Origin of the sequence: Vibrio sp. 10N.286.48.C11 (assembly GCF_041469805.1) — a bacterium.
GTDB classification, from domain to species: domain Bacteria; phylum Pseudomonadota; class Gammaproteobacteria; order Enterobacterales; family Vibrionaceae; genus Vibrio; species Vibrio crassostreae_C.
In genome coordinates this window covers 8,229-30,970 of the sequence record NZ_JBFRLK010000031.1, presented here as the reverse complement: position 1 = coordinate 30,970, position 22,742 = coordinate 8,229, and the positions used below count along the sequence as shown (strand labels likewise).

Genomic DNA, 22,742 nt, shown 5'->3' with positions numbered 1-22,742 from the left:
TTGATGCTTATAGTTATTTGGTGATTATTCAAGTAATGGATGTGAATATGAGGTTTGTTTTACCATTAGTCTTTTCTGCATTGGCTTCAATGCCTGCATACAGTGGCCTTGCTCCAAGTGAAGGCTTCAGCGGTAACTTCAGTGTATTGGCCGGTTTCTACTCTGACAGTAGTAATTTGAGTACTGAACAAGATTCGAATCAAGCCACCAACACCCAGGAAGGGGAGAGTGAAAACCAAGGGCTACTCGGCTTTTTGGGTACTGTTCAATATACTTTTGGCGAATCGCTGACTCACCAAGTGTATGCGGGTACGACACGAGAGGATATTGCAACAGGTACCATTGCGTTTGAGATCGGTTATCGATATCAACTTTCTGGTGGCACCATATTGGATTTTTCTGTTATTCCTACGCTTATCTCGGGTAAGGCTTGGACGGATCCGTATGCTGTTGGCGTTAATCGAAATGAAACGGATGTGAAAGGTAATGTAGGACGACTGCAGCTCACTAATATCGGTGGAACTGGTTTTCGAACGGATCTCGCATTTGGGCAATCAGATGTTGATGAAGAGCTATCTGGTAGCCAAGGCTTATCTCCGGAAGATACTGTGCTGCTGGATAGGGAAAGAACCTATGTGTACGCCAAAGCAGGATACCGCTTTATCTTACCAAACCACGCAGGTCTATTTGTTCCTTCAATGGTGTATTTCCACTCAGACGCAGAAGGAGGAGCACTCAGCTTCGATAGTTATGGTATTGAATTAAACTACGCGAAGAGAATCGGTCGTCATGGTTTTGTTGTCACCCTAGATGCAAGTGATCGTGAATATGATGAGTCGAATCCAATTTACGGGCAAGTACGTGAAGAGAATGAATTCGGTGCATTCTTAGCTTATGAGTTTGGTGGTTTGATGGGCTATAAAGATTGGGCGTTCATTACTTTACTGGGTTTAAGAAGCATAGATTCTAATATCGATTTCTATAACTCCGAGCAAGTATTAGCGAGTGTGGGTGTGGATTATAAATTCTGATATTCACACTATTTTAAAAATACTCATCAAAGCAGAAGTTTAAGTTCAGTCTTACTATTTGTTTAATTATTTCGGGCACTTACACCTTTAAAGGTTGTAGGTTCCCGTTGCTATCCGTAATATGAAAATTAGCTTATGGATAGAAATAATAGGATAAGGAAGCGCTTTGGAAATACAAATTAGACATTTAGAAGCAACGGATAGCCAAGATATTTTCGATATTTATCGCCGCCCTTCAGTTTCAGAAAACACCTCACAAAAGCCTTATCTTAGTTCTGAACAAGTGGAGCGACTGTTTGGTCATTCAGACCATTTCACTCTGGTTGCGGAAGTCTCCGGCAAAGTAGTGGGTCACATTACTTTATTCATGACCACCAAGGTAAGAGACAGGCACTGCGCTGGTCTTGGTATTGCTATTCACCCGGATATGCATGGTAAAGGGGTCGGTAAGGCGTTAATGCAAGAAGCGATCAATCAGGCGGATAACTGGCTTAATCTCGTGCGTCTTGAGTTAGAGGTTCATGCCGATAACCACGCCGCTATTGCTTTGTATGAACGTGTAGGCTTTCAGTTAGAAGGCACAAAAAGACTCAGTACGTTCAAAGCGGGTAAGTACATCGATATGTTGCTTATGTCGAGAATACGACCAGATTACCGTTGAGATCGAACCAAACAGGTTCCTGCTTTAGAAATCGGTTAATGAGCAATTGATTAGTGAAATTCCCATTAAACTCTGTATAGTAGCAACCGTTTGCTTCGTATAACCCCAATGATATGGTTTGGGGGTCTCTACCAGCTCCCGCAAAGTGCTGATTACGAAGGGTTTAGATCACAATTGTGTTCTTACTCTTTGTAATGGCGTTCAAGAAAACCTCCTGTCTATTATTCAGAGTAAGTGCACACCTAAAATCCATAGTAGGTGAAATATGAACGCATTTATTCAAGGGCTCCCAAAAGTAGAGTTGCATTTACACATTGAAGGTTCGCTCGAACCTGAGTTACTTTTCCAGCTTGCTCAACGCAATGGCATTGAGCTGCCTTATTCATCCCCAGAGCAACTAAGACGCGCATACGAATTTGATGATTTACAGTCATTTCTGGATATCTATTATCAAGGTGCTGATGCACTGCGCACAGAACAGGATTTCTACGACTTAACATGGGCTTATCTAGAACGCTGTAAAGCCGACAATGTTATCCATACTGAGATTTTCTTTGATCCTCAGACACATACCGATCGTAGCATTGCATTCGATACCGCTATTAACGGCATTCATCGTGCGCTTGAACAGGGTCATAAAGAGTTGGGCATTACCTCTCAAATCATCGCATGTTTTCTGCGCCATTTATCTGAAGAGAGCGCCATTCAAACGTTCGCAGAGGTATTGAAGCATCAAGATAAGATCGTCGGGGTTGGACTGGACTCTTCTGAATTAGGACACCCACCAGAGAAGTTCAAGCGTGTATTCCAACAAGCAAAACAAGCGGGCTTCTTGACGGTGGCGCATGCAGGAGAAGAAGGGCCGGCTCAAAACATTGTCGATGCGATTGAAATGCTCAGCGTGAGTCGAGTGGATCATGGTGTCCAGTGCATGACAGACGAAGCTCTAATCGAAGAGCTGATTGAAACCAAAATGCCACTGACGGTGTGCCCACTGTCGAATATTAAATTGCGTGTATTCGATGTGATGGAAGACCACAACATTGTCGAACTGCTCAGAAAGGGTGTGGCTGTAACGATTAACTCGGATGACCCTGCTTATTTTGGTGGTTACATGTCGGATAACTTTAATGCGGTGAGCAAAGCTCATGAGATGACGCATCAGGAGTTAGCGCTGTTTAGTTTGAATGCGATAGACGCGAGCTTTATTGAAGCGCCATTGAAGCAGCAATATCGAGAGCTTGTTCAAGGTTACTTAGCTAAAGCTGATTTTGACCAGAATTTCTAGCCGCTGTGCCCATTTACTAGCAGCTGAGTATAAAGCGCTAGGATGGCCAACTAAAGTGGATGTTAAAGTGTTATCGACTGAGTCTGCTTAATCTCTATAAGCCTAAATCATCTAGATGAAGACAAAAAAGAAGCTGGCAGTTTGCCAGCTTCTTTCATTTTTAAATTAAGCTCATTGAGCTACTTGTTCACGTAGTCTTTGAATTTCTGCTTGGTTTCAGCATCCGCTTTTTCGTACCAGAAATAGAGCATCTCTTCAGCTGTATTTGCTGCATTTCCGTCAATCTTTGTTGGAAGCGTTACCGGTTGTGCGACAGCAGCTGCTACGCCCGCGCTAGAACCTACTGTAAGTGCAGCGATGCCGCCTTTCTGGTTGTACTCCTTCGCTTCTTGCGGGTACTTACGACCAATCTGCATGCCATCTTTGATAAGTTTGTCTTGCTTAACACTGATTGCATTTTGGTTTTCATCAACCAGTTTCCAATCTAAGTTTTGAAGGCCTTTTTTCGCTTCGTTGGTGTTACGGAACTTAGGCATGTCAAACGTCAATGCTGTGTCTGTCGCATCAAAAGTAGCAATAATGGTATCGCTATCGACAAACTCTCGGTCGTTACCTTGGCTGAAAGCCAGTTGATATTTGAAAACGATTTGGTTTACGCCATCTGGAACGGTGATCGTTTTGCTCGAAGAGAAGAAACCACCGTCGAGATCAGGTTTAGCCTCATTAACAGCTAAGACTTCGACTAAAGCATCTGCGCTAGAAGGAACTTCAATTGTTACGTCAGCTAACACTTGTGGTGCTGCGATAATTGTCGAAAGCAGCGCAATGGATTGTAATGTTTTCATAGTCATACAGTTATTTAGGTGAGTAGTTCTACACTCGCATGCATAAAGAAGTATTTCAAGTTGCCTTGTCTCGATTTGGAAAAATTCACCGAAACTTAACCAAAGCCTAGTTTTTGAACGTGTCGATTGTATGGTTTCTGTGCGAGTGAGGGCGTGATCTTGAACTTTCCTCTGTCACGTCATCATCGACGTCCAGTGAGGCTTGAGGAGAAGGTAAAGAGATATAAATAGGAATAATTGCCGCCACCCAAATGGTATAGATGGTAATGACTCGGTTGAAGGCGACAAACCAGGTTTCGCTGCCGCTACCAGATAAGTAGTAACCCAATAAGGTAAGTAAGGTGCAGCCAATAGCCCACATCACGGCTGATAGTGGATCTTTCGTTGTGGCTGCGAGCAAGACTATCGTTATGTAGGGCACGGCCATGGCAATGCCCAAAGGAACATGACAGTCGACCACAAAAATGATTGTGGCACCGAGTGCTAAGAATAAATGTGGCCAGTGCTAGGTAAATTTACATTCCATATCATATGACACCTTCTTTTACCCCGTTTTTCGTTGCTGATGGAGTTTGTGTATTAATCGTGTTGCTTGATGGCTGTTGACTATCAAGCGATTGATGAGTTGCTGAAGTAATTCAGCCTCGGGCATGATGTGCTTCTCCGTTACCTTCTCAGCTTCGGTTGCGAGCTCGAATACTTCACTCATTTCATACCTTGATGCAATCGCTTTAACCGCCTTTAATGTTCTGGATAGATCATCTTGCTTGGCATCCGAAAATAGCTCTATCAACTCATCGATTTCGTTTTCTAGCTCATCAACGAGAGAAGTTAAGCATTTGAGTTTCTCGTCTGTTTTAAGCTCATCGTTAGTTAAAAATTGGCTACGCGACAGTTCTTCCTCTGTGAGTGGCAATTTGTTCTTAGGGTGACGCGTTAACATCGTGATGTTACTTTTTTCCTTGTTTGGAAGATTGTGTGTGTTAACGGAGTGATGGCGGTTGACCTCAAACTGTTGGTGAAACTCGTTGATGGCGTTTTGTAAGCTGTTTTTCTGTAACGGTTTGGTGAGTACAAAGTCTGCGCCTGATTCGATGAATTCATCGTGGGCCTCTTTGAATACATCGGCGGTACATGCAAAAACAACCGTAGTCAGCTTGAGTTCGCCACGGATTTTTTGAATCGCTTCAATACCGCTCATGTTGGGCATATGGTTGTCCATTATGATCAGGTCATATTGGTTTGACGCCAACTTATCTAAGGCCTGTAAACCGTCGTAGGCATTCTCAACCGTTAAGTTTATCGACTCACAGAACTTCCTAATCACCATTGCGTTGATCTTGTTATCTTCGACTAACAATACTGAGAAGTCATCGAGAGTCTCATTGGTTTTGGTTGGCGTTTGGTCGATGACTTGTTCTTCAAGCTCATGCATTTCTAACGGCAAAGAGATCTTAAATTGAGTGCCCAAACCAAGCTGGCTGGAAACCTTAATTGTTCCGCCCATCAGTTCGACTAACTGCTGAACAATGGAAAGCCCTAACCCTGTGCCACCAAACTTACGGGTTGTTGAAAGCTCAGCTTGTTCAAAGGCGGTAAATATATGGTCGATCTTGTCTTCTGCTATACCAATACCCGTATCCGTCACTAAAATATTCACGATTGGTGGAGTAGTAGGGGCTATCAAGAATTCTACTTCGACCTTTCCTGACTCAGTAAATTTGACTGCATTGCCTGCTAAGTTAAATAAGATCTGACGTGTACGTGCAGAGTCACCAATCAACTGAATATTGGTAGGAATGTTATCTTTAATGATAAAAGCGAGGCCTTTGTCTTCTGCAAGAGGTGTCAATGTTTTATCAAGGTGTGTCACGACGTCGGTGACAGAGAACGGGCTGTATTCCAACTCCATCTTGCCTTGCTCCACCTTAGAAAAATCAAGAATGTCATTCAATATGGTGACGAGATGCTGACCAGAGTCAATGATGATTTGGGCGTGTTTACGAGTATTCTCGCTGTGTGAATCCTCCTTGATTATCTGAGCGATGCCTAATACGCCATTCATTGGGGTGCGTAACTCGTGGCTCATGGTAGCGAGAAAGAGAGATTTTGCTTCGCTGGCTTTTTCTGCTTTGTCTGCGGCTTCTTGATAGGAGAGGTTGTTTCTTTTGAGTTCGAAGACTCGAAAAATAAACATGGTGAATGAGAACGCTAAAGTCAGCAACGCCAAAACGATAATAAGCTTAACGATGATACTTTTAAGTTGGTCTTGCAGATCGGTAAACTCATGCTCAATATGTTCAATATACTCCATGCTGTGTGCTGAAAGTACTTGAGATAACAGCTGACTTTGTTGTTGGTTGAGTTCGGTAAACGTTTTATAAAGGTTCGCCAGCTCGGAGTTAACACCTGAATGGTTAATTTCGATTCCCCCAACCAACACACTCGCAAGAAGCGCGCTTTGAATGTCGATATTTGCGTTGTTTATCTCAGCATCAGTTGAGTTGCTCTCTGTGAGTTGTAGAGTCAAAGATTGCAAAATAAACTGACGAGCCACACTAAGTCCTACTAGGTTGTCTAGCGTATCTAAGTTCGACATTGAAGCATCGTAAAAGCGATCCAATAATTGCGCTGTCGGTAAGTGTTTAAAGAACGTAGAGTGAATATTCTCGCTTTGATAACTTTCTCTGAGTAGTTGCAACTCTCTTTCTAAAGCAACCAAATCTGCAGACATTTGATAAGGGTTGGAAATACCCGCAAGCGCTGCATTGGTGATATGATCACGCATTTCTAATACTTCATGGCCTAACTGCCGAATAGGCACTCCATATTCGGTGACCTTTTCATGCTCGGAGTAGGTCAGCATAATAAAGCTAATTAAGCCGATGAAAAGCGATACAAACAGTAGAAATATGAGTCTGATCTTATTCATTTTCAAACTCCATTAACATTTGAGGACGGTTACCGGTTAGGGATTCGAGGAAGACTTTAATATCGTTTATGGTCTGTTTTTCAAACGTTTTACCGAGTTGGCTTTCACCCATTATTTTGATCGCTTCTTCGAGTGTGGCTGTTTGCCCGTCATGAAAATAGGGTGCAGTGATCGCCACGTTTCTTAAGCTCGCAACACGAAATAAATCCTTATCTTGTGGTTTAGCGGTAAACATAAAACGACCTTGGTCTTCACTTCGCTCGGCTCCTGTTTTCGATAACCCAAAGTAACCAAATCGCATCACCATGCCTCCACCAATGTTGGTACCTTGGTGGCAACGAATACAGCCTTCTTCTTGAAAAGTTTCCCAACCTCGTTTGGCGGTTTCAGAAAGTGCTGCGCTGTCACCTTGTAAATACAGGTCGAAAGGGGCATTGGGTGTGGTCAAACCCTGCATAAATTCAATAAGAGCAGCCTTAATTGAAGCTTCGTCAATGGGCGTTGATTGTTCTTGGAATAAGTCGATGTAAGTTTTCGATTGAGACACATAATCCGTAATATGTTGCCAGTTTGAATCCATTTCATCGACGTTGTGCACTGGGCCATCAATTTGATCGCCGAGGTTGTTTACTCGACCATCCCAGAAGAACCGATAGTTAAAGACTGCGTTAAAAACGGTGAGTGAATTTCTCATCCCTGCGCCGTTTACGCCAATCGAAACTGGAATTACCTCTGCGCCGTTGGTTTGCAGGCTATGACAACTTTCACAGCTCACACTGCGGTTAGAAGAAAGGTTCGGGTCTTTAAATAGCACCCAACCAATTTTGGCCAGCTCATGATTTATCTCGGGAGAGTTTGGAATCGGAGATATGGGTTGGCTTGAAGCGACGGTTTTATGTGCGTGCTTTTCTTCGGAATGGGCGGAGTGCCCTGAAGAGTGATAGTCACCATGATTGCTTTCATGGGCGTGATTTTTTTTGTGTTCGAACGAGGTGTGCATTTTTGAAGAGGCCGCGTCATAAACTAGCAAAGCGACTGAAACGACAATGATGCTTATTCCTGCTAAATATGGCGTTTTCATAACATTAGTCCATCTAGTTTGACAATTATGGCAACTCAGAATCCTTCTGATATCACCTTCATTTTACTTTCCAATGATAGGTGTTATTTATAAAGCTAGTTGCGCATATGTGATGTTGCAAGACAAGTGGTAGGAAATTAAATCGCTTAGGCGGTTATCTAGCGGGGATTGATAGGGAGGTCTAGTCAGAATTGAATGAAGCTCTTTCAAATGAAATCAAGCCGAATGGCGTTAAACGAAGAAAGCCGTGGTAACTCAAGTGAGTTATCACGGCTTTCGTACTCGATTATGTACTTACTATAAATCTTAGTTAAATACACATCTATACAGTTTGCATCGCCTAGATAGGCTTATTTAGCTTGCGCTGCTGCCGCTTCTAGTTGCTTAAGTTTACCTTGAAGCATGTATGCATTCTGGTTGAAGTTACCTGGGTTCAGTACTTGGCTATTCTGCATAGGGTAATCTGGTAGCGTCGTCATAAACTCTTGAACCTGATTTCCTACTGGAACGAATAACCACATGTTGTCAGCCATCCAACGTAGGTACATGCCAGATTCGTGTGGTGCTTTTTCGAATGGGTCAGCACGTAGGTGAACAACTTGAGGCCAGTTTGGTTGGAAACGCACGGCATCAACAATGTTACCGTCCATTACAGCAAATGAAATCTTGAAGTCGTTCCAACGAACAGCGTTCAATTCAGCATTTGCCGAGAAGTAAAGCAGGCTGTCACGAGGGCCTTTCTCTTCTTTACCTTGGAAGTAAGGTAGGAAGTTGTAACCATCTAGGTGTACACGCCAGTTTTTACCGTTGTAAGTTGCACCTTTGTCAGACGCTAGCTTCTCAACCACTTTATCATCACCAGCTGCTGCTAGTAGAGTAGGGATCCAGTCTTGGTGGCCCATGATGTCGTTGATCTTAGTTCCCGGTTTGATAGTACCAGGCCAGCGAACTAGCTGAGGAACACGCATACCACCTTCGTAAGTTGTACCTTTTTCACCGTGGAAGTAAGTTGCACCACCATCAGGCCAAGATACGGTTTCTGCACCGTTATCGGTAGAATAGATGACGATTGTGTTGTCTGCGATCTTAAGCTCATCAAGCTTGTCTAGAAGAACACCGACTTGGTCATCGTGCTCTAACATGCCATCTGCATAGATGCTGATACCAGATTTACCTTGGTACTTCTCTTGTAGACGAGTCCACACGTGCATACGTGTTGTGTTGTGCCAGATGAAGAATGGTTTGTCAGCTTTCACTGCTTTTTCCATGAACGCTAGAGATTCTTCTAGGAACTCTTCATCTGCGTGCTCCATACGCTTACGCGTCATAGGGCCTGTATCTTCAATCTTACCGTCAGCAGTAGACTTGATTACACCACGAGGGCCGTAGTTCTTACGGAACTCTGGGTCTTTAGGGTAGTAATATGTTTCTGGCTCTTCTTCGGCGTTTAGGTGGTACAGGTTACCGAAGAACTGGTCAAAACCGTGGTTCGTTGGAAGGTGTTTGTCTTGGTCACCCATGTGGTTCTTACCGAACTGAGCTGTCATGTAGCCTTGTTCTTTAAGAAGGTCTGCGATCGTTGGAGCCCAATCAGGGATACCGTGGTCCGAACCTGGCATGCCGATAGTCAATAGACCAGTACGGAAAGGTTCTTGACCTGTTAGGAATGCAGCACGACCAGCAGTACACGATTGTTGACCGTAGTGGTCAGTAAATAGTGCGCCTTCGTTAGCAATACGGTCGATGTTAGGTGTTTCGTAACCCATCATACCGTTGTTGTATGCACTGATGTTGAATACACCAATGTCATCACCCCAGATAGCAAGAATGTTTGGTTTTTCTGCTGCTGTTGCCGCTGAAGAAGCTGCTAATAAGCCAACACCTAATGCTAGTTTATTAATTTTAGTACCCATAAGGACTCCGATTCACTTTTAAGATTAATGCGTTAGAACAACGCATCGATGAGCAAATGTTATTCTCAAAATTCCGTTACGTCCTTTTATAGTGCTTATAACCAATCGTTATGATGCTTAGGTAACCTATTGATTAATATCAGCTCTAGTGGGTACGTAGAATAAAGCCTTAGTTTGTGTGTGATCCTTATCATGTTTGTTGGCGTAAACCTTATCGATGATTTCTGTATCCGTATCTCAATAAAAATGACAAAAAGATTAATAGCTTAGGGAATCTCGCGCATGTGTAAAAAATGGACTATACGTTGTAGGGCAGGATGCAAATAACTTACGAAGAGGTTTCTATGACAGCGAAATATGGCGCTAAACGTCGATTAGCGATTTTGGGTACAGCGATGATGGCCGCGTCCAGCGCCACTTTTGCGGCTGAAAAGCCAAATATATTGGTTATTTGGGGGGACGATATTGGTCAATCCAATGTGAGTGCATACACCTTCGGTCTCATGGGTTACAAAACCCCGAATATTGATAGCATCGCGAAAGAAGGGATGATGTTTACGGACTATTACGCAGAGCAATCTTGTACTGCGGGTCGCTCTACCTTTATCACGGGACAAAGTGTATTACGAACGGGTTTGAGTAAAGTAGGTTTGCCGGGCGCAGACATTGGCTTACAAGCAGAAGACGCGACAATCGCAGAAATGCTGAAACCTATGGGTTACATGACAGGTCAATTTGGTAAAAACCACCTTGGCGATAAAGATGAATTCCTTCCAACAGCACACGGGTTTGACGAATTTTTTGGCAACCTTTACCACCTAAATGCTGAAGAAGAACCAGAGAATGAAGATTACCCAACCGATCCTGAGTTTCGTAAGAAATTTGGCCCTCGTGGTGTCATTAAGTCATTCGCTGATGGCAAGATTGAAGATACCGGTCCACTGACGCGTAAGCGTATGGAAACGGTTGATGAAGAAACACTAGACGCGGCACTTGATTTTATGGATCGCGCAGTGAAAGCGGACAAACCATTCTTCGTGTGGTGGAACGCGACACGTATGCACTTTAGAACGCACGTGAAAGCCGACAGTAAAGGCGTAACCGGTGTCGGTAACTACGCTGATGGTATGGTTGAGCACGATCGACACGTTGGGCAACTATTGAAGCAAGTGGATGAGTTGGGTATCAAAGACAACACGATTGTTTTCTACTCAACGGATAACGGCCCTCACATGAACTCTTGGCCTGATGCGGGTACAACCCCGTTCCGTGGTGAGAAAAACACCAACTGGGAAGGCGCATACCGTGTACCAGCAATGGTTCGTTGGCCTGGTAAGATTGAACCAGGAACCGTATCTAACGAAATCATGCACCATATGGACTGGATGCCAACCTTCGTTGCCGCCGCTGGTGATGACCAAATCAAAGAGAAACTACTCAAAGGTCATACTGCCGGTGATAAAACGTTTAAGGTTCACTTAGATGGTTACAACTTCCTTCCTTACCTAACGGGTGAAGAAGAGAAAGGCCGTCGTTCGGAGATCTTCTACTTTACCGATGATGGTGATTTAGCGGCGCTTCGTTACAACCAATGGAAAGCGGTGTTCATGGAGCAGCGTGCGACGGGTACCATGCAAATTTGGGCTGAACCGTTCGTGACGTTACGTCTTCCTAAGCTGTTTAACCTGCGTATGGACCCATACGAAAACGCAGACATTACATCGAATACATACTACGATTGGTTGTTAGACCATGCTTATATGTTCGTTCCAGCACAGGCGTATGTCGGCAAGTTCCTAGAAACCTTTGCTGAATACCCGCCACGCCAAAAAGCCGCGAGCTTTAGCTTGGATCAGGTAATGGAAAAACTTCAGGAATCTCATAACAAGTAAGTGATTGTTTGAGTGAAACTGAACAGATTGAAGAGCTCTTAGGAGCTCTTTTTTTATGCGCATACCGATGAGTAAATCCCGGTCGTGAATATGAGTCACAACTATCGAGCTCATTGCCACTAAATAATTGTAAATTCGTTGTTTTTACGTCTACCTTATTAAGCATAAGGATGTATAAAAACAAGGAATGTTATGTCTGCATGGTTGTGCTCACTGGTAAACGGATTGAAACACCAGCGAGTCGCAGTATTATCCGCAATCTTGTCTTCACTGATGTTGTCGCTGTTCAGTCTGAACGCCTATGCCAACGAGCAAGACCCTAATATCAACTCTGATATTTCAAAGGCCAACTCTGTAGCGTCACCCGTTAGCTCTGACGCTTTACCTATCGGTTCTAAAGCCAGCTATGTCGGTTCGGAAGCATGTGTTGATTGTCATAGTGAAGAAGTCGCAGCGTGGGAGGGCTCTCATCATGATATGGCGATGAAGCACGCTACAGACGAATCTGTATTAGGCGATTTCAACGATCAAACATTCACTCATGACGGTAAACCCAACCGATTTTTCCGCAAGGGTGAAGAGTTCTGGGTCAATATTGAAGGGCAAGACGGCCACTTTAAAGATTACAAAATCAGCTATACCTTTGCCTTTGAACCACTACAACAATACATGGTTGAATTTGAAGACGGCCGTGTACAGTTGATTCCTTTCGCTTGGGATTCTCGCACTGAGGGCGAAGGCGGTCAACGCTGGTTTCACCTCTATCCTGATACCACCAACACCGATGAATTCTACTGGACCAATAGCGGTCAAAACTGGAACTTCATGTGTGCTGATTGCCATTCAACGAACCTAGAGAAAAACTACGACAGCGCGAGTAATACCTACAACACTACTTGGTCTGAGATTAATGTCGGTTGTGAAGCGTGTCATGGCCCTGCGAGTGAGCACGTTGAAAAGGCTCAGCTAGCAAAAGCTAACGGTGGAAAGGATGCTCCAGTCTCGGCGCATTATGGTTTTGACCGCGACTTGTCGAAGTCGGTCAAAGAGTGGATCTATCAAGAGGGTAATTCAACCCTGCAACCAAAAGACATCATCCATACCAATCAAGTTCAAACCTGTGCTCAATGCCACAGCCGTCGTACTCAGTTAAATGAAACGGGTGATCACGTTAACGGGTCTTTCTTTGATAAGTATCGCTTGAGCTTGATTACCCCAGAGCTTTACCACAACGATGGTCAAATCTACGATGAAGATTACGTTTACGGATCTTTCCTTCAATCCGTGATGGCTGAAAAAGGCGTCACATGTACTAACTGCCACGATCCTCATACCGCTGAACTAAAAATTGCGGAAGAAGCCGTGTGTAGCCAATGTCATATTGCATCAGAATACACGCCTGAAAAGCACACATTCCACGAAGCGAATACTGAAGCTTCACAATGCACGACTTGTCACATGCCAGAGACGACTTACATGGAGGTCGACCCAAGGCGTGACCACAGTTGGCATATCCCACGTCCTGATATTAGCCAACACATTAAAACGCCGAACGTGTGCACTAGCTGTCATGCAGATCAAACCGACCAGTGGGCAGATAAGCAAATCGGTGAGTGGTTCCCAGATTCTAAGTATCGTAATCAGCAGCACTTTGCCGTTGCCTTTTATGCTGACTCGATAGGGCACAGAGGTGCAGAGGATGCGTTGGCATACTCGGCTCAGGACTCTAGCTTAAGCAATATCATTCGTGCATCGAGCATAGAACGTTTGGGCGGTAATACGGGTAAGAATACGCTTATTTCGCTGGCAAGAGCGGTGAAACATGATGATGAAATGATCCGTTTGGGTGTGGTACAAGGCTCGTCTGGTTTCCCATTCACTGACCGTTGGCAAATTCTAGAGCCGCTACTGAAAGACCCTGTATTGTCGATTCGTTCAGAAACCGCAGGCGCATTAGTGCGTTATTGGGGAGAAATGAACCCTCTGCAGAAAGACCAAATCAAGCCTGCATTAGAAGAGTACATTGAAATACAGCAATTTAATGCCGACAGAGGATTTGGACGTACTAACCTAGGCAACGTTTACCGAGATTTAGGCCAGCACGACAAAGCGACTGAGTTTTATCTAGGCGCTATCGAGATTGAGCCTTATTTCGAAAACAGCTACGCCAATTTAGCGGATTTGTATCGAGCGCAAGGTAACGAGGCAAAAGCGTTGTCGACCTTGAAGCAAGGTATTGAAGCTCAGCCTAAATCGAGTGTTTTGCCATACAGCACAGGATTGTCTCTGCTTCGTGTGAAAGATTACGAACAAGCAACGGACTACCTTAAACAAGCCGCTGAAACTGCGCAAACCGACCCTCAATATTGGTATGTGTACGGATTGGCTTTGGAAAAATCGGATGTGCTTGCGGCAAGTCAATCACTGCATAAGGCTTACCAATTTAGCCGCAACCCACAGCACCTGTATGCCCAGTGTGAAGTGTTGGCGCGAAACAGTCATATACCGGGCGTACCAAAGGCGTTTGAGCAATGTATTTCATCATTGAGCAAAGTGGCACCGCCGGAAGCCATTAACCAATTGAAAGCTAGGTTTAAATAAAGCGATGAGGTGAGCTTGGCTATCGAGCTTGCTGCTTATTCCGCTTGTAACCAATTATCGCGTTTATAACTGTTTATCATGTGTATAACTAATAGTTATGGGGCTTGTGAGTAGGATGTACGCAGCCAGATTGAATTAAGGGAAGACCTATGAACCATGCGCAACAAGCAATAAACCAACTGATTGAACAAACAGAGAAAAGTGTTATCGGTCAGAGCCACGTCGTTCGGGCTCTGGTGATAGGGTTATTGACTAATGGCCATGTGCTTTTAGAGGGACTTCCCGGTACAGCGAAAACTCGCTCAGTAAAATCGCTGGCGAATCTACTGAACACCAGTTTTGGTCGAATTCAATTTACGCCAGACCTGCTGCCATCTGATGTGACGGGCACGGAGGTGTATCAAGAGCTTGATGGAAAGCCTCAGTTGCATTTCCAACCGGGTCCTATTTTCAACAGCATTGTATTAGCCGATGAAGTGAACCGTGCGCCTGCAAAAGTACAGGCTGCTCTGCTTGAAGCGATGGCGGAAGGGACGATTACGGTGGGTGGTCAAACTCACATCCTGCCAGATTTGTTCATGGTGCTAGCCACACAAAACCCAGTTGAGCAAGAAGGTACGTATCCACTGCCTGAAGCACAAATGGACCGTTTCATTATGAAAGTGACAGTCGACTATCCAGAAGATGAAGCTGAACGCGACATCATTCGACTTGTGCGCAGTGAGGAACTCGGTAGCGAGACCAGTTCAGAATTAGTCACGCCACAACATATTGAACCTGAGTTGGTACTTGAAGCTCGGCGCCAACTTCCAGACATTGCCGTTTCTGATTTAGTTGAGAACTACATTGTGGCCTTGGTGATGGCAACTCGTAAGCCAGAGCGTTACCCAGAATCAAACTTGTCTAAATGGATTGAGATTGGTTCAAGTCCGCGTGCTTCCATCGCGTTGGATAAATGTGCTCGCGCTTATGCATGGTTGCAAGGACGTGACCATGTCACGTTGGACGATGTGCGTGCCATGTTACTGACCGTATTAGGTCACCGATTCTCGTTGTCTTACGACGCATTGGCCGATGGTGTTGACCATCAAAGAGTGGTTGAAGAACTGCTCGATAATGTTGAGATTGGATAACTAGGGGGCGTCATGGCGAAGCCAACACAAGCTCCCAAATCGCAAGGCCTTGATCCACGACTGTATTGTGATTATTCAAGGTTAGTGCGAATTCAGGCTCAAGCTGAGTCGTTTTCACTGTTACCTCATTTAAAAGCGGGCAGCGTACTTTCGGGCAGACATAACTCTTTGTTCCGTGGTCGTGGTTTGAACTTCGAAGAATTACGTCATTACCAATTGGGTGATGATATCCGTAATCTCGATTGGAAAGTTACGATGCGAACGGGTAAGCCTCATGTTCGTAGCTATACCGAAGAGAAAGACCGTAATGTGATGATCTGTGTCGATCAGCGCAGTTCGATGTTCTTTGCGTCTCAAAACACCATGAAATCTGTTGTGGCTGCCGAAGTGGCGGCATTGTGTGGATGGCGAGTGCTGAAAGATGGTGATCGTGTCGGCTTCGTTTTGGCGTCGCACCAAAAACTGTTTCATACCAAAGCTCAACGTTCTCAATCTGATTTGTTGGCTCAGCTAAAACATCTTACCAAAGCCAATCAAAGCTTAGGCGTCAATGTAAGTGATGGCGATAATGTTGGTTTTAGTCAGTGGATTGAACTGATCAAACGAATGAGACTCAAGCAATCAACCTTGATATTCATTAGTGACTGGCGAGACTGCCGAGAACAACATCTCGATCGACTAAAGCAGTTACAGCAACACAACGATATCTTGGCCATTATGGTCACCGATTCATTAGAACAGTCATTGCCTCAAGATCTTGCAAGCGCAAACTGGGTGGTGGGTGATGGTCGCTTTCAACTTAATCTGGATAGCCAATCTAAGGTTAACCTCGCAAGTGAAAGCCTTGCCCAAAAAGCGGCACTTCAGAAACTGTCCCTTGCTAAATTGATGGCGATGAAAAACCTCCCTTATATAGAATTAGACACGTCGGGCAATCACATATCACAGCTGCAGAAACTAGTGGGAGGGCGCTAAATGGCTGTTGAACATACGCCTCCAAGTACTTATATCCTTCGCGACCTACATGATGTCGCCATTCCTGACAGTGTGAGCTGGGCTCCTCAAACGATCGGCTGGAAGATCCTTGGCGTTATTCTGTTATTGGTCGCTATCTATCTGGCTTATCGCTTGGCGTTAAGGTGGTGGAATAACCGTTATCGCAAAGAAGCGCTTCAAGAACTCATGGTACTGGATGCAAGAGACAAGAACTCAACCGAACGAACCTTTAAAGTCCTCAAAGTGGTGCTTCGTTACCTAGACAGCAGTAATGCCAAGTTGTTTGGCCAAGCTTATGTGAACCGTTTGAACGCTTATCTGCCTGTTAGCGCCAACACGAGTGAAAACAGCAATGCGTTCTTTGCCGATGAAGTTTCGGAATTATGGATGCAAAGCCTAATTGACCCTAATGTGCGTTTGAGCTTTGAACAGCGTTTAGAGGTAATTCAAACCGCGATGATGTGGCTAAAACTTCACAAGCCGAATGTACAGGTAACGGTTGAGGGGCAAGACAATGTTTGATGTTTTATCTGCCAGTTTTGAATTTGCGCATCCGCTGTGGTTTATTGCGCTGCCTTTACCGTTGTTGGTCTACTTTGCGGTGCCAGCTTATCGAACCAAGCAAATGGCCATCAAGGTGCCATTTTTCAGTGAATTGGTTGAAGCGATTGGTGAAGCGCCGTCTGAAGGGGCAAGCCAGCTAACACCAAGCTGGTGGCAACGAACCACGTTGATTATTACTTGGGCATTAGTGGTGTGTGCGCTCGCTAAACCAACCATTCTTGGTGAGCCGCAAGTTCGCGAACAATTAGGTCGTGATGTGATGGTAGTGGTTGATTTATCTGGCTCAATGGCAGAACAAGACTTTACCTCTAAGCGGGGCGATAAAATATCTCGTTTGGACGCGACCAAAGAAGTGCTGGCTGATTTTGCGACTACCCGAAAAGGGGATCGACTCGGTTTGATTCTTTTTGGTGATGCAGCGTTTGTACAAACACCGTTTACAGCTGACCAAGATGTGTGGCTTGAACTGCTTAATCAAACCGATGTCGCGATGGCAGGGCAAAGCACGCACTTAGGTGATGCAATTGGCTTGGCGATTAAGGTGTTTGAACAAAGCGAAAAGCAAAGTGCTGCCGTTCAAGATTCAAGTGTTAATGCCAACGAAAAAGAGAAAGTCGTGATCGTACTAACCGACGGTAATGATACGGGAAGCTTTGTTGAACCGGTTGATGCCGCCAAAGTTGCGAAGGCGAAAGGCGTTCGTATTCACGTGATCGCCATGGGTGACCCACAAACCGTTGGTGAAGTGGCTTTGGATATGGAAACCATCAATCGTGTGGCGCAAGAGTCTGGTGGTGAATCTTTTGAAGTACTTAACCGCGATGAATTGACTAAAGCCTACGCTCAAATCGGTGAACTAGAACCACAGTTATATGAAAGTACCACTTATCGTCCTAAACAGGGGCTGCACCATTACTTAATGGCGATTGTTGTTGTGATGTATCTGACTGCCTTTAGTCTGGCGACTTTACGTAGAAGGTCGCTTTTGGCTTCTAAAACTAAAAAATTGAAAGGAGAGGATGATGCCTGATTCTCTCACTCTACAACAGTTCTTTACCCAGTTTCATTTTATCCGACCTTTGTGGTTGTTGGCCTTTATTCCGATGTTCTTCCTGCTATGGGTTCGTTGGAGAGAAGAGACCAAACCAACGTGGAAAGACATTCTACCGGCACATTTACGTGATGCTTTGACGATTGGCGAAACAGGCTGGCGTAAGCAGCTGCCATTGAAGCTATTGGTGGTGATTGTTACTATCGCCATCATCATCTGTTCTGGCCCAACATGGCAGCGTGAGGCTTCTCCTTTTGGTGAAGACAAAGCGTCGATGTTGGTTGTGCTTGATAACAGTGAATCCATGCTCGCTAAAGACTTACCACCGAGTCGCTTGGAACGATCTAAGCAGAAAATTAGAGACTTATTGGCAGCTCGGAAAGGCGGTAATACGGGCTTAGTGGTTTACGCAGGCAGCGCACACGTCGCGATGCCCGTCACTCAAGACAGCAAGGTATTCGAACCGTTTCTAGCGGCTATTACACCCGATATCATGCCGGTATCAGGTAAGTCAGCAGAAGAAGCATTGCCATTGATTAATCAGCAACTGTCTGGTGAGTTAGGCTCTTCTGTACTGCTGGTATCAGATGGTGTAAACCCAAGCACCATTAGGGCGTACGAGAGTTTCTTTAACGACAATCCGTATCAGTTGCTCATTCTAGCCGCAGGAAACAGTAATGTGGTGAGCGATAACCCAGTCGACCTAGATTCATTGCGTAACTTAGCGAGTAAGACGGGTGGACGAGTGGTTGAGGTGACCGTTGATGATTCGGATATCCAACAACTGAACAGAGCGGTTGAAAGAAACATGCAGCTCAACGGCGAATCTTCAATGCCTTGGAAAGACATGGGCTATGGCTTGCTTATCCCAATGGCGATTATCATGTTGTTGTGGTTCAGAAAAGGATGGTTGGTGCAGTGGTGTGTCGTTGGTCTAGTGATTTCGGGCAGCATCTATTCACCAAGCACTTTGGCGAAAACGGTCAACTTAACCGCTGATAAACCGGTTGTGGTGGAGTCGGTTACGGCTTGGGACAAAACAGCTCAATGGTGGTGGGACTTATGGTTAACGCCTGACCAACAAGGTCAACGCCTGTTGAATCAGAAAGAATACCTTGAAGCGGCAAAACATTTTACTGACCCAATGAGAAAAGGTGCGGCTTACTACTATGCTCGTGATTTTAAGCTCGCACACAGTGCATTCCTGCAAACCAAAACCGATTATGGTTTGTATAATGCCGCGAGTGCTTTAGCTCGACAGCGAGAATACCTTGCCGCGCGAGACCTTTTGAAATCATTAAGCGAGAAAGAGGATCTGTCACCAGAACTAAGAACGGATGTGGAGAACAATCTTGCAGTGCTTAGCGGGATTGTCGAAGAGGTAAACCGAACCAGTGAAAGTCAGTCCGGAACCACAGATGGCCCTGAAGAATCTTTAGAACTCGAAGACGATCAGCCGCGAACGGGTGATGGCGCTGAAGAAGAAACGGTAGCGGAATTGATGCTCAAGGAAACGCTTAATGCCAATGAAATTTTGGGTAGCCAAGAGCTTGCCGATAAGTGGTTGAAGCGAGTAGAAGCCGATCCTAAGTTCTTCTTGAAATCCAAATTCCAAATTCAGTTAAGAGATCCTGCGCCTTCTATCGAACAAGCGTCAAAACAGGAACAGGCATCAAAACAGGAGCAAACCCAATGAGTCGATATGATTTAGCTCTTGAAGCCATTCAATCAAAGAGAGTGCGATTCAGAACCCATAAGTGGTTACTGTCGATGACTCTTATATCGAGTTGGTTTTCTCCTTTTGTTGCTTCTGCTGCCGATATCTTCGATCTCCAAAAAAGTGGTGACGTTGAGCTTATCGCTTGGGTAGGGGAAAAGCCAAAGTCAGGCGATAAGATAACGCCGACTAAAGTGAGCGTTAATGAGCAGGTAATTCTGAATATTGAGGTGGCGACGCCGCGTTGGTTAACGGGAGGGACTCGAATCGGCAGTATCGAAATCCCTAACGTGATCGCTAAGCAACGTAACCAACTCGCGACTAATTACACGGAACGGGTCAATGGCACTACATGGTCGCGTCAACGATGGGAAGTGACGCTCTATCCGATGACTTCTGGCGAGTTTGTCATTCCAACCGTGCCGGTTCGCGTCCAAGTTTCTGCACCTGATGGTTCTAACGTTGGCGGCACGCTTTACACGCAGCCAATTAAGTTTGAAGCTTCGTTGCCTTCAGGTTTACTTGATAATGAATCGCCTTGGTTTTCTGCAACAGAAGTAGATATAGAGCAACAATGGCAACGCTCGAGTGAAAACTTAAAAGTAGGCGATGCCATTACTCGAACGGTAACCATCAAGGCCAAAGACAGTTTGTCTGTTTTACTGCCGGACGTGTTGAACAATGAATCGACCCAGCAATACCAAGCTTACCCGCAGCCTAATCGTTTAGATGATACTCAAGATCGTGGTAACTACCGTTCCAGTCGAATTGAGGAGACGGTTTATGTTATTCAGCAGGGTGGTGAATTTACGTTGCCAGAGTTTTCATTTCAGTGGTGGGACTGCAAGAATCAACGCCTTGAAACCGTGGTGATAAAAGGGAATGTGTTTGAAGCCAAACACACAGTCCAATCTTTCATCAAGGCTTACATGTCAGTGTTTATTAGCGTTGGTCTGGCACTGTTGTTCAGTGTGGCGTGCTTTGTTTCTGTTAAACGTTATTATGCGAACCGCCCAACACCGAGTTGGCTGGTACTACGTCGTTTAGTTAAGCAAGGTAATTGGGCTGCATTAAGAACCTTTATCTACCGTCAATTGCGAAACCAAACCTCTCAGTTAGAACTGAATAAAGTGCAACTGGATAAAGCGCAACATGGTAAATCAAATGGACAAAAGCGTTGGCTAGAAGATAGCGAAGCCCTTCAACAAGGATGTGAAGATAAAAACGTATTCACTCGTTTATGGAAAGGGTTACGTAACTTGCCCAGTGACACATCAAAGTCAAGCAATTCTCGTTCAATTGCCGCTCGCTTGAAAATCCCTAAAGCCTTGCCAAACTTAAAAGATAGAACTAAGTAGCAAACTTTAGTCATTCGCATCGAACATAATCGGCAGCTTCTCTACTATGGGGAACCTGCTTCTTTAATATGGAACTGTATGAAAAGTACCGAACTCAATCTAATTCCTATATTTGTTGCTATCTATGAAGAGCAGAACTTATCTAGAGCTGCTAATCGCATGGATATAAGCCAACCAGCAGTGAGTAAAGCACTTGCAAGGTTGAGAGATATCTATGATGAGCCACTGTTTCATCGCACCACATCAGGCGTAGAGCCAACCACATTCGCTATTGATATCTATCCTGCAATGGCCGCTGCACTTAAAAACTTTACTTCTACCTTATCCGCATCAAGAGACTTCGATCCTAAAACCTCAGGCCGCGTGTTTTCCATTGCCTGCGTCTCGGCGGCGAGCTACGAAATGATGCCAAAAGTCATGCGGTTAATCAGCCAAGTCGCACCAGGTATCGCGTTAGAGGTTCATCCTCTGTTTACCGAAGACTATGAGTCTGATTTAAGGCTGCAAAGACACGACGTGATTGTTGATATGACGCCTAAAGGAAGAACCATGCTTAAGCACGAGGTGATTTCTACAGAAGAGCTGGTCGTGGTGTGTAGTAGTGATCATCCTACGGTTGGCGATACCATCGATATGGAACAGTTCTTAGCACTCGAGCATGTGGTGGTCTCTAGGTGGCATGCGCGCAAAAGCTTATTAAGCTCTGAGCACTATAGTGACCTTGAGAAACGTAGAATCGTGTATCGCGCAGCGGGCGTTGTAGAGATGCTTCCTGTTATCGAAGGCTCTGAGTACATCGGAGTAATGCCTATTTCATCAGTGCGTTGTTTTGCTGAAAAGTACGCGGTAAAAACACTACCATTACCCTTCGAGTTGGAAGACCTCGATATGTGTATGATTTGGCATCCAAGCCGTACTAATGAACCAAGCCATAAGTGGTTACGAGCTAAGATCAAAGCGGCAGCAAAAGAGTTATCAAGTTAGCCTATACAAGGACATAGCCATGGACAGCATTCGCGTGATTTTAAACGGAAAGAAAGCCAATATCCCGGAATTAAGGCAAGCCACCTTTGCGGCGAGGGACAATGATATTGACCTGCAAGTTAGAGTGACTTGGGAATCGTCGGACATGTTTCGTTTGGTAAGCGAGGCAATATGCGATGGTGTCAAGCGTCTGATTGTTGTCGGTGGCGATGGAACGGTGAATGAAGCCGTTAACGCGCTCAACCTGTTCCGTGCCAGTGAAAGACCACAACTGGCGCTTGTCCCAATGGGCACTGCGAATGATTTTGCTACCGCAACGGGAATACCTAACGATATTTCGGGTGCTTTTGAACTAGCGCTGGAAGGCAAGGCGTTTGCGGTGGATAGCGCGCGTGCGAATGACCGCTATTTTATGAATGTCGCTGCGGCGGGTTTTGGTGCTGAAGTCACAGCTGAAACGCCAGTCGAGCTTAAAGATTTTCTCGGTGGCGGTGCGTATACACTAACAGGTGTGGTGAAAGCACTTGGCTTTAAGCCCTACAGTGGCACGTTGCCCATAGATAAAGGCAGCTTTACCGGCGAGATCCTTGTTGGTGCTTTTTGTAATGGTCGCTTAGCGGGTGGAGGACAAGAGTTAGCACCCAATGCATTGATTGATGATCGCTGTTTACCCAGTCGGGTATCGAGCTATCACG

Annotated in this window: 17 protein-coding genes, 1 pseudogene and 1 riboswitch; of the genes and pseudogenes, 13 read left to right on the top strand and 5 right to left on the bottom strand. The window is 45.0% G+C overall.

Annotated features, from left to right (window positions below; translation table 11 throughout):
* Positions 1 to 47 precede the first annotated feature (47 nt).
* The 3 genes from AB4209_RS09160 (at position 48) to AB4209_RS09150 (ending at position 2,980) form a co-directional block, all read left to right on the top strand.
* Positions 48 to 1,031, top strand: coding sequence for a DUF2860 family protein (locus AB4209_RS09160; protein WP_102393769.1), 984 nt, complete (start codon positions 48 to 50; stop codon positions 1,029 to 1,031).
* A 166-nt stretch (positions 1,032 to 1,197) separates the two neighbouring features.
* Positions 1,198 to 1,692 carry a GNAT family N-acetyltransferase gene (locus AB4209_RS09155; protein ID WP_017060016.1) on the top strand — a complete coding sequence of 165 codons (495 nt, stop codon included), beginning with the start codon at positions 1,198 to 1,200 and terminating at the stop codon, positions 1,690 to 1,692.
* 75 nt (positions 1,693 to 1,767) lie between these two features.
* Positions 1,768 to 1,867, top strand: a riboswitch (purine riboswitch).
* Between the two features lie 90 nt (positions 1,868 to 1,957).
* Entirely contained in the window at positions 1,958 to 2,980 is a 1,023-nt protein-coding gene (locus tag AB4209_RS09150) for an adenosine deaminase (RefSeq protein WP_102393770.1), read from the top strand.
* A 179-nt stretch (positions 2,981 to 3,159) separates the two neighbouring features.
* Here the strand turns inward: AB4209_RS09150 and AB4209_RS09145 are convergent, their stop codons facing one another.
* The 5 genes and pseudogenes from AB4209_RS09145 to AB4209_RS09125 all read right to left on the bottom strand — a co-directional run bounded on the left by AB4209_RS09145 (position 3,160) and on the right by AB4209_RS09125 (position 9,751).
* On the bottom strand, positions 3,160 to 3,825 hold the full coding sequence (locus AB4209_RS09145; RefSeq protein WP_102332870.1) for a DUF2057 family protein: 666 nt from the start codon (positions 3,823 to 3,825) through the stop codon (positions 3,160 to 3,162).
* 106 nt (positions 3,826 to 3,931) lie between these two features.
* Positions 3,932 to 4,356 (bottom strand): annotated as a pseudogene (locus AB4209_RS09140) (hypothetical protein).
* 13 nt (positions 4,357 to 4,369) lie between these two features.
* Positions 4,370 to 6,757 (bottom strand): ATP-binding protein, encoded by a 2,388-nt coding sequence (locus AB4209_RS09135; RefSeq protein WP_102393771.1) that lies wholly within the window; start codon positions 6,755 to 6,757, stop codon positions 4,370 to 4,372.
* Positions 6,750 to 7,838, bottom strand: coding sequence for a cytochrome-c peroxidase (locus AB4209_RS09130; protein WP_102393772.1), 1,089 nt, complete (start codon positions 7,836 to 7,838; stop codon positions 6,750 to 6,752). The genes AB4209_RS09135 and AB4209_RS09130 overlap by 8 nt, the downstream gene beginning before the upstream one ends.
* A gap of 350 nt (positions 7,839 to 8,188) precedes the next feature.
* Complete coding sequence (locus AB4209_RS09125) at positions 8,189 to 9,751, bottom strand: arylsulfatase (protein ID WP_102393773.1); 1,563 nt, start codon at positions 9,749 to 9,751, stop codon at positions 8,189 to 8,191.
* Positions 9,752 to 10,095: 344 nt separating this feature from the next.
* On the opposite strand from AB4209_RS09125, the gene AB4209_RS09120 reads away from it, so the two are divergent.
* The 10 genes from AB4209_RS09120 to AB4209_RS09075 form a co-directional block, all read left to right on the top strand.
* Positions 10,096 to 11,643, top strand: a complete 1,548-nt coding sequence (locus AB4209_RS09120) for an arylsulfatase (protein ID WP_017060009.1) — start codon at positions 10,096 to 10,098, stop codon at positions 11,641 to 11,643.
* A gap of 192 nt (positions 11,644 to 11,835) precedes the next feature.
* Positions 11,836 to 14,244, top strand: coding sequence for a tetratricopeptide repeat protein (locus tag AB4209_RS09115; RefSeq protein ID WP_102393774.1), 2,409 nt, complete (start codon positions 11,836 to 11,838; stop codon positions 14,242 to 14,244).
* Between the two features lie 149 nt (positions 14,245 to 14,393).
* Positions 14,394 to 15,377: a MoxR family ATPase gene (locus AB4209_RS09110; RefSeq protein ID WP_102393775.1), complete on the top strand. Its 984-nt coding sequence runs from the start codon at positions 14,394 to 14,396 to the stop codon at positions 15,375 to 15,377.
* A 12-nt stretch (positions 15,378 to 15,389) separates the two neighbouring features.
* Positions 15,390 to 16,352: a DUF58 domain-containing protein gene (locus AB4209_RS09105; RefSeq protein WP_017066900.1), complete on the top strand. Its 963-nt coding sequence runs from the start codon at positions 15,390 to 15,392 to the stop codon at positions 16,350 to 16,352.
* Entirely contained in the window at positions 16,353 to 16,895 is a 543-nt protein-coding gene (locus AB4209_RS09100; protein ID WP_017066901.1) for a DUF4381 domain-containing protein, read from the top strand.
* Positions 16,888 to 17,967, top strand: coding sequence for a VWA domain-containing protein (locus AB4209_RS09095; protein WP_102393776.1), 1,080 nt, complete (start codon positions 16,888 to 16,890; stop codon positions 17,965 to 17,967). Before AB4209_RS09100 ends, AB4209_RS09095 begins: the two co-directional genes overlap by 8 nt.
* Positions 17,960 to 19,684, top strand: a complete 1,725-nt coding sequence (locus AB4209_RS09090) for a VWA domain-containing protein (protein WP_102393777.1) — start codon at positions 17,960 to 17,962, stop codon at positions 19,682 to 19,684. Before AB4209_RS09095 ends, AB4209_RS09090 begins: the two co-directional genes overlap by 8 nt.
* Positions 19,681 to 21,063: a BatD family protein gene (locus AB4209_RS09085; RefSeq protein ID WP_102393778.1), complete on the top strand. Its 1,383-nt coding sequence runs from the start codon at positions 19,681 to 19,683 to the stop codon at positions 21,061 to 21,063. The genes AB4209_RS09090 and AB4209_RS09085 overlap by 4 nt, the downstream gene beginning before the upstream one ends.
* 78 nt (positions 21,064 to 21,141) lie before the next feature.
* Positions 21,142 to 22,047, top strand: a complete 906-nt coding sequence (locus tag AB4209_RS09080) for a LysR family transcriptional regulator (RefSeq protein ID WP_017064697.1) — start codon at positions 21,142 to 21,144, stop codon at positions 22,045 to 22,047.
* Between the two features lie 19 nt (positions 22,048 to 22,066).
* Positions 22,067 to 22,742 (top strand): YegS/Rv2252/BmrU family lipid kinase (locus AB4209_RS09075; RefSeq protein ID WP_372055617.1); only part of this gene is annotated, 676 nt, incomplete at its 3' end.

Coding starts and splice junctions, on each gene's coding strand:
- AB4209_RS09090 (WP_102393777.1), top strand. CDS start 17,960: ATGCCTGATTCTCTCACTCTACAACAGTTCTTTACCCAGTTTCATTTT.
- AB4209_RS09160 (WP_102393769.1), top strand. CDS start 48: ATGAGGTTTGTTTTACCATTAGTCTTTTCTGCATTGGCTTCAATGCCT.
- AB4209_RS09120 (WP_017060009.1), top strand. CDS start 10,096: ATGACAGCGAAATATGGCGCTAAACGTCGATTAGCGATTTTGGGTACA.
- AB4209_RS09085 (WP_102393778.1), top strand. CDS start 19,681: ATGAGTCGATATGATTTAGCTCTTGAAGCCATTCAATCAAAGAGAGTG.
- AB4209_RS09110 (WP_102393775.1), top strand. CDS start 14,394: ATGAACCATGCGCAACAAGCAATAAACCAACTGATTGAACAAACAGAG.
- AB4209_RS09100 (WP_017066901.1), top strand. CDS start 16,353: ATGGCTGTTGAACATACGCCTCCAAGTACTTATATCCTTCGCGACCTA.
- AB4209_RS09150 (WP_102393770.1), top strand. CDS start 1,958: ATGAACGCATTTATTCAAGGGCTCCCAAAAGTAGAGTTGCATTTACAC.
- AB4209_RS09135 (WP_102393771.1), bottom strand. CDS start 6,757: ATGAATAAGATCAGACTCATATTTCTACTGTTTGTATCGCTTTTCATC.
- AB4209_RS09130 (WP_102393772.1), bottom strand. CDS start 7,838: ATGAAAACGCCATATTTAGCAGGAATAAGCATCATTGTCGTTTCAGTC.
- AB4209_RS09105 (WP_017066900.1), top strand. CDS start 15,390: ATGGCGAAGCCAACACAAGCTCCCAAATCGCAAGGCCTTGATCCACGA.
- AB4209_RS09115 (WP_102393774.1), top strand. CDS start 11,836: ATGTCTGCATGGTTGTGCTCACTGGTAAACGGATTGAAACACCAGCGA.
- AB4209_RS09145 (WP_102332870.1), bottom strand. CDS start 3,825: ATGAAAACATTACAATCCATTGCGCTGCTTTCGACAATTATCGCAGCA.
- AB4209_RS09095 (WP_102393776.1), top strand. CDS start 16,888: ATGTTTGATGTTTTATCTGCCAGTTTTGAATTTGCGCATCCGCTGTGG.
- AB4209_RS09125 (WP_102393773.1), bottom strand. CDS start 9,751: ATGGGTACTAAAATTAATAAACTAGCATTAGGTGTTGGCTTATTAGCA.
- AB4209_RS09080 (WP_017064697.1), top strand. CDS start 21,142: ATGAAAAGTACCGAACTCAATCTAATTCCTATATTTGTTGCTATCTAT.